Origin of the sequence: Nonlabens sp. MB-3u-79 (assembly GCF_002831625.1) — a bacterium.
GTDB lineage: Bacteria > Bacteroidota > Bacteroidia > Flavobacteriales > Flavobacteriaceae > Nonlabens.
In genome coordinates, this window is sequence record NZ_CP025116.1 from 1,290,157 (window position 1) to 1,302,854 (window position 12,698).

Sequence of the window (12,698 nt, forward strand, 5' to 3'; positions counted from 1 at the left end):
TTTTTAAGCTTTTTTGATTCTAACTTGTTGTTCTTCTCTTACACTCCGAGCACCTTCTACAATAATATGATCGCCTTTGGTCAGGCCGCTGGTGATCTCTATCATGTTTTTAGTAATTTTCCCAGTGGTTATCACTTTTCTTTTCGCGACAGCGGTATCATACTGATCCCCAACTTGTAGATCTGCAGCAATCATGACGTACTGATCTCCATTTTGATTTTCACTGATCACAGCAAGAGGGATTAAGATGGCATCTTTACTTGTATAATCGTTGATTTTTAAACGAGCGGTAAGATTAGGTTTTACACGACCATTTTTGTTAGGAACCGGAATTTCTATATTAAAGGAACGGTTTGATGGGTTGATATAAGCACTGGTCTGTCTTACCTTACTTTTAAGAGTTTCTCCTAACATAGGAAACTCGACTTCTACATCTGTTCCTTCATTTACAGAAGTGATGTAGGTTTCTGGAACCTCAACTTCAATATACATGTTATCGAGGTTGATAATTCTCAATATTTGAGTCATCCCTGGACTTACGGTATTTCCTTGTTCTGTTATCACATCATCTATAACTCCAGCAAAAGGTGCTGTAACTATTGTTTTAGCCAGTTGTTGCTGCATAGACTTGATTGCACTTACTTGTGCCTCATAATTAGCTTTAGCTTGCAGGTACTGTATTTCAGAACCTATCTTTTGATCCCAAAGTCTTTTTTGACGTTCATAAGTGGTTTTTGCTAGTTGAGACTGTACTTTCATCTGCTCAATATTCTGAGAGATACCGCCATCATCTATTCTCGCCAGACGCTGTCCTTTAGAAACTCGTTGCCCTTCTGTCACGTAAACATGAGTAAGTACACCCCCCATTTCTGGCATTAAAGTAATGTTTTGCTTGGTATCTACACTTCCTTGAAGCTCTATAAAATGATTGTAAAGAGTGTCGTTAATCGTTCTTATACTCACTAAGGCGCCGTCTTTTTTTACACTGTTTTTATCAAGGAACTGTTCGATGGAACTGATCTCGTTTTCGAGTTCTTTTTTTGCATTGAGCAGCTCAGTTTTCTTTTGAGCGATCATTTCTGTATCACCTGTAGCGATGAGCTCGTCAACTGTTGGCCCTTTATCACCACATGAGGTGAGAATAAAAAGACCTATAAATAGTATGCTTAATTTTTTCATGATATATAATTCTGTGGTGATTTTATTTTTGATTGATAAATTCAGGGGTGTTCAAAATGGTTTCTAGATTTGCTTTTTCAGAAATCACTTGATACATACTCTGTAAATAAGTTGCCTGTGTGCTGTACAATTGTGTTTGTGCTTGTCTCAAATCAAAGCTGGAAGAAATCCCTTCTCTAAATTTAATTTGGTTCTTGTTTTCAATACGCTCTGCTAGTCTTAAGTTATCCTTACTGGTGCTGTAATTATCTATAGCAGTCTGATAATTGTTAAGAGACCTCTGGTAACTCAATCGTATTTCTTCTCTGGTGCGATCTAGATCGGTAAGAGCTTGATCCCAGGCAATTTTTGTACGATCTTGAGCTGCTTTTCTACCTAGCGAACTAAAAATAGGGAGATTGATGCTCAAACCTGCAATAGAATTGTCAAACCAAAGCTGGTTGTTGTTAAAAAACACAAAATTATTGTTAGCTGTTAAGGTTCCATAATTTATAAAACCACTTACAGTAGGTAAGCTTTTTGCTCTTTCTAGTTTATATTCTAATTTACGTTGTTGAGTAAAATTATAAGCGATTTGATAATCCACAGATAGTTCTAAATCTAGCGCCTCATTACTGAAAGAAGGATTTATATTTTTAATAGCAAGTGACTCAAGATTATCTTTTAAAGTAATTACTGCTTTAAGCTCTATACCTAACGCTAGTTTTAACATATCTAATGCTATTTCTTTTTGTCTTATCGCGCTATTTAATTGATTGTTAAGTTGTGAAAGAGTTATTTGGAGCTGCTCAACATCTTCTTCCTCAGCAAGTCCATTTTCAAAAACTTTAGTTGTTTCATTCAGACTTTCTTGAACATTATTGCGGTTTTTAGTCAGGATATTTATGTTTTCCTGAGTGAGCAATACCCCACCATAAGCATTAATAATTCCTTTTCTCACTTCTAGCTTTGTCTTATTATTTGCGTTTTCTGAAAAATCGATAAATGTAGATGAGGCTTCTAATGCTACAATATAAGAACCATCAAAAATAAGTTGAGACAGTGTTGCCGTTAGGCTCATGTTTTGTCTAGGGCCAAAAATGCCAGGAACAAATTCACCTTCTGGTCCACCACTAAAGGATGCTGGTAAGAAGGAAACAGGTTGTATCAATTGATTTTGATAATTAAGGCCACCGTTAATTTGTGGCAAACCAGCCGCAGTAGTTTCCCATTTTTGCTTAAGTGCTTTAGCAATGTCTCTTTTTGCATTAATGGCTTGGTAGTTATGTTCTAGCCCATGGTTTATCGCTTCTTCTAAGGAAAAGCTGTAAGAGTCCTGGTTTGGGGTTTGTTGTGGGTACGCTTTCGCGAAAGCGAGAACACTAAAAACCCAAACATATATAAATTTATAGTTCATTTAATTGTGGTTTGTGTTGGTTATTTTGTTTAAAATTTTACGCCCTTGCGGAGTAACAATACCTCTAAGGTGGTATTCTAAATACTGGTTATAAAGCTCATTTACAGGAAAATTCTGTGTAGGAAAAACTTGGAGGTTTTTGATTCCTTGAAGACCTATAAAATAGATGCGTGCAATAAAATTTGCATCTATGTTATTTCTATAAAGTCCTTTCTCTATTCCTTTAGAAACATTTTTCTTAATACAGTTATCCATGAAGTCAAATTGAATCTGAGTTACTTCCTTATGGACTTCTGGGTAATATTTTTGAAGTTGATAAATAGGAGAAGTGTCATCACCTTTGAGATGCTCCATCACAAATCTCTTTATGGTATAGAGTTCTTCAATCGCATTTTCTGTTTCTCCATCAATAATGTGATCCACACCGTTACAAATATGGTCGCACAAGTGAACAGAAGACTCTTTTACCAGCTCTCCTTTATTCTTAAAGTGCGTGTACAAGGTCTTTTTACTCATCCCTAATTTTGCTGCGATCTCATCCATAGTAACACTTTTAAACCCTAAGGTTAGGAATAGATCTAGGGAAGTCGCTATAATTTGTGCTTTGATATCAGTCATTTACATTAAAAAGAGTGCAAATATACTCTAAGGAAACTATAGAAACTTTAAAAGTTTCCAAAGTTTTACAATAATTTAACAAGACATTCTCTTTTTCCTATAGCAATGAGCTCTTCATGAAGTATTTTTACCAGATGAATGCGATAGACCAACTTAGAATTATATTTTTAGATCACCTTAATAACAGGATTGCAGAAAAGGAACCTGCGGGATTGTACGATCCAGTTCATTATATTCTAGAGTTAGGCGGGAAACGATTAAGGCCTTTACTGACATTGATGAGTGCAAAAATGTATGGTGCCTCCGTTAAAGATGCCTTGGATGCAGGAGTAGCTGTCGAGGTCTTTCATAATTTCACTTTGCTTCATGATGATATTATGGATGCAGCAGACCTGCGTCGGGGTAAAGAAACGGTTCATAAAAAATGGGATGTCAATACAGGAATACTTTCTGGAGATGTCATGTTGATAATGGCCTACCGTTTTTTGGAAGGCTATAACAAAGATCAATTTCACCAATTGACTAAAATCTTTTCTAGAACAGCGCTAGAAGTATGTGAAGGCCAGCAATATGATGTGGATTTTGAAACTCGAGTTGACGTTAGTATTTCAGAATATTTGTTGATGATCAAATTAAAAACATCGGTTCTTGTAGGTTGTGCACTTCAAATGGGTGCTATTATTGCTGGTGTAGATGAAGAAGAACAAGAGTTGATCTACAACTATGGGATTCATTTAGGACTTGCTTTTCAATTGATGGATGATTACCTCGATGCCTTCGGTGATCCAGAGACTTTTGGTAAAGAAGTAGGCGGAGATATCAGGGAAAATAAGAAGACTTATTTGTACCTGAAAAGTATAGAAGATGAGCATTGCGCTACCGAATTAAAGGAATGGTTTGCTCTTGATCATGAAAAAATGAATGAAGATCAGATTGAGGAGAAGAAAGAAATAGTAAAAGTATTTTTTGAAGAAAGCGGCGGGGCTGCAGCTACACTTGAAGCGATTAAATCGTATACAGATAAAGCACTAACTATTATTGATCAACTTTCTATTAGTGAAGACTACAAAAAAGAGTTGAGAGATTTCTCTATTGATTTGATGGACCGCGTGAGTTAGATATATACCAACTCCCTATTATAAGTACATTATGATAGAGGAATTGCAGGAAAGTCTTGTTTCTTTTCTCTCGACCTTATAGCGGTCTTTATTGAATAACCTAATGCGACCACTGATCATTTGTTGTTGCAAATTTCTCGTACTAAGGGATCAATGCCTTTAAATCATCTAGCGTATTTGCTTCTTCCATAGGTTTATCAGTTCGCCAGCGGACGATTCTAGGAAACCTTGTGGCTACTCCAGATTTGTGTCTTTTGCTAGGTGCTATTCCTTCAAAAGCAATTTCAAATACATGATGCGGTGTTACAGATCGCACGGGGCCGAATCGTTCCAAGGTGTTCTTCTTGATCCAAGCATCTATTTTTCGAAATTCGGCATCAGTAAGTCCAGAATAGGCTTTTGCAAAAGTAACCAGCTCTCCATCTTGCCAAAGTCCAAAAGTATAGTCGGTAAATAAATTAGCTCTTCTTCCGTGCCCTCGCATGGCATAAGTCAATACTGCATCAACCGAAAATGGATCTGTTTTCCATTTCCACCAGTCGCCTTTTTTACGTCCTACCAGATAGGGACTGTCTTTGCGTTTGATCATCAATCCTTCTGATCGTTTTTCTCTTGCCAAAGCCCGCTCTGTCGCCATTTCTTCCCAAGAGTCAAAAGTCATGGTTTCTGAAAGCAGCAATGGTGTTTTTTCCCCTTGTGACAATGACTCTTCTTTTTTGTGAAGATTTAAAACCAGCTCATCCAGTACCGCTCTGCGTTTTTCAAAGGGTTGTTCTCTCAAATCTTTTCCTTGCCATTCCAGTAAGTCGTACGCGACAATAACAACAGGAACATCTTGTAATAGTTTTTTACCTACTGTTTTACGACCTATTCTGGTTTGTAGGTCATTGAAATTCATGATTTCACCATCTTTAAATGGTAGGATCTCTCCATCGATCACAGTCCCATTAGGAATCACATCTAGGAACTTTTGAAATTCTGGATACTTATCGGTAACTAATTCTTCCCCACGGGACCACACAAAAATCTCGTTACTTCGTATAATTGTCTGTGACCTGATGCCGTCCCATTTGTGCTCTGCGTTCCATTGATTGATATTGTTTAGATCGCTAATTTCTCCTTCAATAGCATAAGCAAGGTAGAATGGATAAGGCTTGCCTCTCCTGGCCACTTCATTATCTTCATAAACCAACTCCTGAAAACTGGTGTTTTCTCCCGTCCAGTTTCCCATGAGTTTATGGGCGAGCACATCTTTATCAATTCCAGTAGCATTAGCTAATGCTCGGGTCATTAATTTTTGAGAAACACCTATCCTAAAACCACCAGTTAGTATTTTATTAAAAACAAATCGTTCGTAATAATTGAGTTGGAGCCAGTTTTTTTGCAGGTATTCTTTTTTTTCAAGCTCCCCCTTGGACCTTAGCGCTATAATTTCGCTAATGATTTGCGAAAGGCTTTTGTCGCTAGATTCGTTTGCTGTAGGAAGAATGAGCGCAATGGTTTCTGCCAGATCACCGACAATATGGTAGCTTTCTTCAAACAGCCACATGGGTACACCACTAATTTGTGTCGCCCATTCTCTCATCAAAGTGGTGTTAACGGGTCTTTTGGGGCGTCGGTGAGAAAGTATGGCAATGGTCCACAATTTATCTTCATCATTTGCGGTCTTAAAATACTCCGTAAGCGCAGCTACTTTGAGGTTGGTTTTATTAGTTCCGTCTATAGTACGGATGAGTTCTGCAAACTGTTTCATGGCGCTACGCTTGAAATTGAATTCGAACTTGAATTTGAACTCGAACTCGAACTTGATGTTTTCTCGCTTCGCTCGGAAACACTTTGCTCAGTTTCTGAACTTTCACTTTTTTCTTCAGCGCTTAATTCTGAGTTTTCTCCTTCATATTGTGTGCGCTCGCTTATGGCATTGAGTCCTTTTTCTTCTCTTAAGAACCGAGCAAAAATCTCTTGATAGCCGTGTGTCGTAATTACATTTTCACAGCCAGTGGCTGCTATGCTATCTAATAAACCGTCCCAGTCGCAATGATCAGAAAGGACAAAACCTTTATCGATGGCTCTTCTGCGTCGTGCACCTCTAAAAGTCATCCAACCGCTGGCACTTGCTGTGACATATGGAACCATTTTTTTCATCCAGGCACTTCCATGAGCACTGGGTGGTGCGATAACAATGTTGCCTGCAAGTTCTTCTTTGGTAGTTTCTTTGGTAATCAAATGAGTAGGAGGAAAGTTGATTTGTTGTCTTAAGACTTCCGTCATTTTATAGACGGCTCCATGACAGTAAATCTTCATTTGACTGGTGTCCAGATGTTTGATAATACGCTGTGCTTTCCCTAAAGAATAAGCAAATAGTACGGAGGTCTTCTTTTCTGCATGGTTTTGAGCACACCACAAGTTGATATCATCCATGACCAGTTGTTGAGAACGCCATTTAAAGGCGGGTAATCCAAAGGTGCATTCTGTAATAAAGGTATCGCATTTTACAGGTTCGTAAACGCTAGAAATACCGTCAGCTTCTGTTTTATAATCACCTGTAAAAACCCATACTTCTCCGCGGTGCTCGACGCGTATTTGTGAAGATCCTGGAATATGCCCAGCGGGGTGAAAAGAGAATTTCACATTGTTGATGGAAAAAACTTCGTTATAATTTACTCCCGACACATTGATATCGCCCAGTCGGTGCGTAATGATGGGAACGTTATCATTATGGGTAAGGTATTTTTTGTGTCCCCATCGGGAATGGTCTGCATGGCCATGTGTGATGAGTGCTTTAGCTACGGGTTTCCATGGATCCAGATAGACGCCTGCAGGCTTGCAATAAATTCCTTTTTTAGTGAATTGAAGTAATGGTTGACTCATGACATAAAATTAAATGACAGGAGCGGTATTCTATCTGGATTAAGAGAAGTTTATCATACTAATTTAAAGGCATAATGTCGCTTGTAATTTAAATCACAAAAAAGGACAATGGTATAAGGGCAAAGACGGTTTACTTCGACAGGTTGATGCTGTGATAAGTTCTGTGCAGGTACACTCAGCGCAACTCACTTTAAAGCTATAAAGTAAAGACTTTATCTTTTTGTGAGCCTATAACCTTTTCAGGGTTTGTAATAGGCTTACTTTTCTTCTGGATCCATATCAGCTTTGAGATCTTCTAGAAGTTTGTCATTACTTTGACGGAATTCATTGACTTTCCAGTTCATTTGAATAATTAATTCATCTAAGGCAAGGATGATGTTGTTGTATTTTTCTTCTAACTGAGAAGGAGTTTTTATACGGTATCCTAAGTAAGATTTATAGATGTGGAGTCTGGTTTTTAAAACTTTAATACGGGAGAAAATGGCTTGATCTTGGAATGCTTCTTCAGGATTTAAAAGCATGTTATTTACGTGATCTATTATTTTATTTGTTGCTCTGGCCGTATGATCATAATTCTCTAGTCCTGTAAGTAAGTCTTGAAAGGGTTCCCATTCTAGCGCTTTTTTCTGAGCATCTTTTAGGAGCGTTATTTTTGACGTGCTCAAATTCATAGCCGTATAATCTATTTGTTTTACGTTAGGCGCGTCTTCATTAGAAATGGGTTTGCAGGCTAGCAGTAATATAAAAAGCAGAAAAATAGAGAGTCGCATAGTCTTATAACGATGAATTGCAAATATGCTTATAATTAAAAGAATAAAAAAGCGACATTTTTTATCAGGCACTTTTGATTCTATTTTATAGGCAGAAAATTTAATAGGGTGTTATAGGCTAGCGGTGTTTGCATTTTCGCCCTGAGCGATATCAAGATAAAACTTTATTTTAAAATAATAGAATTGAGGTCGCACTAGTACAGACAAGGGGTGTTGTTACAAATATTAAAACTCTAATCAAACTAGCGATTATCCAAATAAGGTCTTCTTATCTTTGTTGGAAATAAACAGAAATGGCAACCAAAGTATTAGTAATAGGAGCTTGTGGACAGATAGGAACAGAGCTTACCATGCGATTAAGAGAGATCTATGGTGGTGAGCAGGTAATTGCTAGCGATATACGTGAAGGTAGTGAGGAAATTATGGCTTCTGGGCCTTTTGAATCGCTAGATGCGATGAATAAAAGTCAGATAGAAGATGTGTGCCTGCATTATCAAGTAAATGAAGTATATCTCATGGCAGCTATGTTAAGCGCTACGGGAGAGAAGTTTCCTAAAAAGGCTTGGAGCTTAAATATGGATTCTTTGATGCATGTGTTAGACCTTGCAAAGGAAGGAAAGATCGATAAATTATTTTGGCCGTCGAGTATAGCTGTTTTCGGACCTACTACTCCGAAGCATGACACGCCGCAACACACGATTATGGAGCCTACTACTGTTTATGGTATTAGCAAACAAACCGGAGAGCGATGGTGCGAGTATTACCATCAAAAATATGGTGTAGACGTAAGATCTATGAGGTATCCAGGGTTGATTTCATGGAAAACATTACCTGGCGGTGGAACGACAGATTACGCTATAGATATTTTTCACAAAGCAGTGGCAGGTGAAAATTACAATTGTTTTTTAAGTGAAAATACGGAGCTTCCTATGATGTATATGGAAGACGCGGTAAGAGCTACGGTAGAGATTATGCGTGCCCCTTCTGAAGAGATTATTGAGCGTTCTTCTTACAACCTTTCTGGCATGAGTTTTACACCACAAGATATTGCTAATGAGATTAATAAGCACGTACCAGACTTTTCTATCAGTTATGAGCCAGATTTCAGACAACAAATTGCAGATAGCTGGCCTAGTTCTATTGATGATGCCCCAGCCAGAAAAGACTGGAACTGGAAACATGAATACGGCCTTGATCAAATGGTGACTGAAATGTTATCTCATCTCAAATAAGTAAAGCAAACTGCAATTGCTATTCTTATATTTGCAAGAATAAAATTCAAGATTATGTCATTTTCAAGTTTATTTGTGTCTGGCGAAAGTGCCAGAAATAAAAGTCATTTTGCGACTTTAGTAACTATTGCCCAAGTTTCTGGAATTCATGAGGAAGAAGAGATTGTGCTAAATCGATTAAAGGTTGTTCTGGATATATCAGACGCTGATTATACTAATATTATAAAAAACCCAAAGGCCTACCCTGTGACGCCTCCTAACACTAGTGAAGAGCGTATACAATGGTTGCATGACCTTTTTAAAGTGGTATTTGCAGATCATCGTATGAACGAGATAGAGCATCACTTATTGAAAAAGTATGCTACGGCATTAGGTTACAATGATGAAGATGCAGCATATCTAGTGGAGCGTTCTATAGAGATATTTAACGGACACCTCAATTTAGAGGATTACAGATACTTATTGAATAAGAACAGATAGTTGAAGCCAACTTTTAAAGCTGAAGCCTTTTATAAATCGCGTTGTATCACTCGCTATTTATAAAAGGCTTTTTTTATGTTGTCTTTCTTTTAAAGGTCAGGCGCTAAATTGTATTGCTGCGCTAGTTGCAAAATTGAAGTTATCGAGGATATTTACTCATGAATTCTTCTGCTTTTGCAACCATATTTTTACTTCCGCAATAGAAGGGTACTCGTTGATGTAATTCTGTAGGTTTGAGATCCATAATCCTTTGGTGTCCATCACTGGCTTTTCCTCCGGCCTGTTCTGCAATAAATGCCATAGGGTTGCATTCATAAAGCAACCTCAGTTTACCTTCTTTTGCTTTAGTGCTCTTAGGGTACATATAAACACCACCTTTTATCATGTTGCGATGTATATCGCTTACCAAACTACCTATGTAACGACTGGTATATGGACGGTCACCTTCTTCTGCTTGGCAATATTTGATATAATCTTTTACACCTTGTGGAAAATGAACATAATTCCCTTCATTGACACTATAGATGTTGCCATCTTCAGGAAAAGTCATGTTAGGGTGAGAAAGATAATAAGTTCCTAATGAGGGATTGAGTGTAAAACCATTTACTCCATTACCCGTCGTATATACGAGCATGGTAGAGGTTCCATAAATAATATAACCAGCGGCCACTTGCATATTGCCGGGCTGTAAAAAGTCTTCTAATTGTACAGGTGTCCCAACAGGAGTAACTCTTCTATAAATAGAAAAAATTGTTCCCACAGAAACATTTACGTCTATGTTGGAACTACCGTCTAGCGGGTCCATTGCAACTATATATTTATTACCGTGATCCTTACGTTCTCCTTCAATGGTAATAAAGTCATCATTTTCTTCACTCGCAATACCACAGACTATTTGTCGATTGGTAAGTGTTCTAATAAAGGTGTTATTTGCAAAAACGTCTAACTTTTGTTGATCTTCCCCTTGAGTGTTGATTTCGCCAGCACTACCAGTAATATCTACCAGACCTGCTTTGTTTACCTCGTGATTGACCATTTTTGCAGCCAGTCTTATGGAGTTGATGAGTCTGGAGAGTTCTCCACTGCTGTACTGGAAGTCAGCTTGGTTTTCAATGATAAATTCTCCTAGGGATTGGTTTATTGTAGCCATAATTAGATCAGTTGTGCAAATATCTTAATAAAATAGTTGGCACTACAACGTTGTAGTGGATACTTTTCACATTTCTTTAGGCAGGCTCATTTATATTTGCTTAAACTAGAATCATGATTGAGGTAAGAGAAGCTACAAAAGAAGACTTTCCTAGAGTATTAGAACTCATTACTGAGCTGGCTATTTTTGAAAAAGAACCAGATGCTGTTGAGGTAACTGTAGAAGAACTGGAGCAAAACGGATTGGGAGAACAAGCCCTTTTTAAATGCTTTGTAGGATTATACGACGGTCATATAGAGGGTATCAGTTTGTGTTACCCTCGTTTTTCTACTTGGAAAGGCAAGACGATTCATTTAGAAGATCTTATTGTAACAGAAAAAATGAGAGGTAAAGGTTTAGGAAAAGCCCTCTACGACAAAGTCCTGCAATATGCTTATGATCATCGAGTGAAACGAGTAGAATGGGTAGTGCTGGACTGGAATACCAATGCAGTAGCGTTTTATGAACGTACAGGAGCTACTATGATTAAAGACTGGTATCTTGCACAAATGGATCAACAGTCTTTAGAAAAATATATAAAAGGATAGATGAAGATATATAAATTTGGTGGGGCATCAGTTAAAGACGCTGATGGAGTACGTAATGTGTTGCATGTATTGCAAGTTATGGGTGCTGAAGATTTAGGTGTCGTCATTTCTGCTATGGGAAAAACCACTAATGCCTTAGAAGATGTAATTTCCAGTTATCAAGATAATGATGCTTATTATCTGGATCTTATTGATGAGCTACACCTTAAACATTTGGCGGTAATTGAAGGTTTGGAGATGCCTTCTGATGGTATTAAAGAGGAATGGTTGTTCCGCTTTCGCGAAAGCGGAATTAAAAAAACAGTAAAAGCAATCATAGAGTCTCTCAAAGGCGAAATGCTGCGCAACCAAAGTAAAAACTACAGTTTCCTCTACGATCAAGTGGTAAGTCATGGAGAGTTGTTATCCACTAAAATAGTAGCGGCTTTTCTCAACGCTTGTGATATTCCATTGGTATGGAAAGATGCACGACAGCTTATAAAAACCGACCAAAAATACCGTGATGCTGGTGTGAACTGGAAAGAAACAGAAAATTTAATCATTCAATCTTGTAAAGGTCAGCCGTTTATTACACAAGGTTTTATAGGGTCTGATAACAATGGTTTTACCACCACCCTAGGTAGAGAAGGAAGTGATTATACTGCAGCAATTCTAGCCTACTGCTTGGATGGCACTGGGGTAACCATATGGAAGGATGTGCCTGGAGTTCTTAACGCAGATCCCCGGGTTTTTGAAAAAACAATATTATTAAATAAGATTCCCTACAACGAGGCTATTGAGCTGGCATTTTATGGCGCTTCTGTCATTCACCCTAAAACATTACAACCTCTTCAAGGAAAAGAGATTCCGCTTTATGTAAAATCTTTTATGAACCCAGAGGAGGAAGGCACTGTGATAACGGCTGTGGATACTATTGAGCCTTTAACACCTTGTTATATCGTTAGAAAAAACATGGTTTTCCTGAAGATATCTTCTAGGGATTTTAGCTTTATAGGAGAGCATAATATTTCTGATATTTTTCAAGAATTAAGTATTCACAAGATGCAAGTAGGCTTGCTACAGAATAGTGCGATTAGTTTTTCATTATGTGTAGAAGATAAATACGCTAAAATAAATGAACTTCTTAAGGATCTAGAATCTCGTTATCGCGTAAGTCATGTAGAAGGAGTTTCCCTATATACAGTAAGGCATTATGATGGAGATGCCATCGAGTTTATAGAGTCTGGAAAGACGGTTTTATTAAAACAACGCGCACAAGAAACGCTTCAATTAGTCGTTAAAGAATAGAGGCTCTACA

Annotated in this window: 12 protein-coding genes; 5 read left to right on the forward strand and 7 right to left on the reverse strand. The window is 37.7% G+C overall.

All coding sequences use genetic code 11. The features are described 5' to 3' along the window. Nucleotides 1-3: 3 nt before the first annotated feature. From CW736_RS05715 to CW736_RS05725, 3 genes are read right to left on the reverse strand one after another with little or no spacing between them, the layout of a single operon-like run. On the reverse strand, nucleotides 4-1,179 hold the full coding sequence (locus CW736_RS05715) for an efflux RND transporter periplasmic adaptor subunit (RefSeq protein ID WP_101013044.1): 1,176 nt from the start codon (nucleotides 1,177-1,179) through the stop codon (nucleotides 4-6). Between the two features lie 22 nt (nucleotides 1,180-1,201). Next, on the reverse strand, nucleotides 1,202-2,575 hold the full coding sequence (locus CW736_RS05720) for a TolC family protein (RefSeq protein ID WP_101013046.1): 1,374 nt from the start codon (nucleotides 2,573-2,575) through the stop codon (nucleotides 1,202-1,204). Then, nucleotides 2,576-3,193 (reverse strand): TetR/AcrR family transcriptional regulator, encoded by a 618-nt coding sequence (locus tag CW736_RS05725; protein ID WP_101013048.1) that lies wholly within the window; start codon nucleotides 3,191-3,193, stop codon nucleotides 2,576-2,578. It abuts the gene before it with no gap. Between the two features lie 134 nt (nucleotides 3,194-3,327). Here CW736_RS05725 and CW736_RS05730 point away from each other — a divergent pair, with 134 nt between their 5' ends. Then, on the forward strand, nucleotides 3,328-4,311 hold the full coding sequence (locus CW736_RS05730) for a polyprenyl synthetase family protein (RefSeq protein WP_101013050.1): 984 nt from the start codon (nucleotides 3,328-3,330) through the stop codon (nucleotides 4,309-4,311). A gap of 142 nt (nucleotides 4,312-4,453) precedes the next feature. On the opposite strand, the gene CW736_RS05735 is transcribed toward CW736_RS05730, so the two are convergent. The 3 genes from CW736_RS05735 to CW736_RS05745 form a co-directional block, all read right to left on the reverse strand. Then, the gene (locus CW736_RS05735) at nucleotides 4,454-6,064 is read right to left on the reverse strand and encodes an ATP-dependent DNA ligase (protein ID WP_101013052.1); all 1,611 of its coding nucleotides are present in this window, start codon (nucleotides 6,062-6,064) and stop codon (nucleotides 4,454-4,456) included. Beyond that, entirely contained in the window at nucleotides 6,061-7,182 is a 1,122-nt protein-coding gene (locus tag CW736_RS05740) for a ligase-associated DNA damage response exonuclease (protein WP_101013054.1), read from the reverse strand. The genes CW736_RS05735 and CW736_RS05740 overlap by 4 nt, the downstream gene beginning before the upstream one ends. A 257-nt stretch (nucleotides 7,183-7,439) precedes the next feature. Beyond that, entirely contained in the window at nucleotides 7,440-7,952 is a 513-nt protein-coding gene (locus CW736_RS05745) for a hypothetical protein (RefSeq protein WP_101013056.1), read from the reverse strand. A 293-nt stretch (nucleotides 7,953-8,245) separates the two neighbouring features. Here CW736_RS05745 and CW736_RS05750 point away from each other — a divergent pair, with 293 nt between their 5' ends. Together CW736_RS05750 and CW736_RS05755 are read left to right on the forward strand one after the other, a co-directional pair. After that, complete coding sequence (locus tag CW736_RS05750; RefSeq protein WP_101013058.1) at nucleotides 8,246-9,184, forward strand: NAD-dependent epimerase/dehydratase family protein; 939 nt, start codon at nucleotides 8,246-8,248, stop codon at nucleotides 9,182-9,184. A gap of 54 nt (nucleotides 9,185-9,238) precedes the next feature. Next, complete coding sequence (locus tag CW736_RS05755; RefSeq protein ID WP_101013060.1) at nucleotides 9,239-9,664, forward strand: TerB family tellurite resistance protein; 426 nt, start codon at nucleotides 9,239-9,241, stop codon at nucleotides 9,662-9,664. A 139-nt stretch (nucleotides 9,665-9,803) separates the two neighbouring features. Here the strand turns inward: CW736_RS05755 and fbp are convergent, their stop codons facing one another. Further along, complete coding sequence (gene fbp, locus CW736_RS05760) at nucleotides 9,804-10,814, reverse strand: class 1 fructose-bisphosphatase (protein ID WP_101013063.1); 1,011 nt, start codon at nucleotides 10,812-10,814, stop codon at nucleotides 9,804-9,806. A gap of 113 nt (nucleotides 10,815-10,927) precedes the next feature. On the opposite strand from fbp, the gene CW736_RS05765 reads away from it, so the two are divergent. Together CW736_RS05765 and CW736_RS05770 are read left to right on the forward strand one after the other, a co-directional pair. Then, a complete protein-coding gene (locus CW736_RS05765; RefSeq protein WP_101013065.1) occupies nucleotides 10,928-11,401 on the forward strand; it encodes a GNAT family N-acetyltransferase in 474 nt (157 codons plus the stop codon). Next, a complete protein-coding gene (locus CW736_RS05770; protein ID WP_101013067.1) occupies nucleotides 11,402-12,688 on the forward strand; it encodes an aspartate kinase in 1,287 nt (428 codons plus the stop codon). Nucleotides 12,689-12,698 lie beyond the last annotated feature (10 nt).

Excerpts from the sequence above, each read along its gene's own strand:
- CW736_RS05735 (WP_101013052.1), bottom strand. The coding sequence starts at position 6,064 with ATGAAACAGTTTGCAGAACTCATCCGTACTATAGACGGAACTAATAAA.
- CW736_RS05715 (WP_101013044.1), bottom strand. The coding sequence starts at position 1,179 with ATGAAAAAATTAAGCATACTATTTATAGGTCTTTTTATTCTCACCTCA.
- CW736_RS05725 (WP_101013048.1), bottom strand. The coding sequence starts at position 3,193 with ATGACTGATATCAAAGCACAAATTATAGCGACTTCCCTAGATCTATTC.
- CW736_RS05770 (WP_101013067.1), top strand. The coding sequence starts at position 11,402 with ATGAAGATATATAAATTTGGTGGGGCATCAGTTAAAGACGCTGATGGA.
- CW736_RS05745 (WP_101013056.1), bottom strand. The coding sequence starts at position 7,952 with ATGCGACTCTCTATTTTTCTGCTTTTTATATTACTGCTAGCCTGCAAA.
- CW736_RS05750 (WP_101013058.1), top strand. The coding sequence starts at position 8,246 with ATGGCAACCAAAGTATTAGTAATAGGAGCTTGTGGACAGATAGGAACA.
- fbp (WP_101013063.1), bottom strand. The coding sequence starts at position 10,814 with ATGGCTACAATAAACCAATCCCTAGGAGAATTTATCATTGAAAACCAA.
- CW736_RS05765 (WP_101013065.1), top strand. The coding sequence starts at position 10,928 with ATGATTGAGGTAAGAGAAGCTACAAAAGAAGACTTTCCTAGAGTATTA.
- CW736_RS05720 (WP_101013046.1), bottom strand. The coding sequence starts at position 2,575 with ATGAACTATAAATTTATATATGTTTGGGTTTTTAGTGTTCTCGCTTTC.
- CW736_RS05755 (WP_101013060.1), top strand. The coding sequence starts at position 9,239 with ATGTCATTTTCAAGTTTATTTGTGTCTGGCGAAAGTGCCAGAAATAAA.
- CW736_RS05730 (WP_101013050.1), top strand. The coding sequence starts at position 3,328 with ATGAATGCGATAGACCAACTTAGAATTATATTTTTAGATCACCTTAAT.
- CW736_RS05740 (WP_101013054.1), bottom strand. The coding sequence starts at position 7,182 with ATGAGTCAACCATTACTTCAATTCACTAAAAAAGGAATTTATTGCAAG.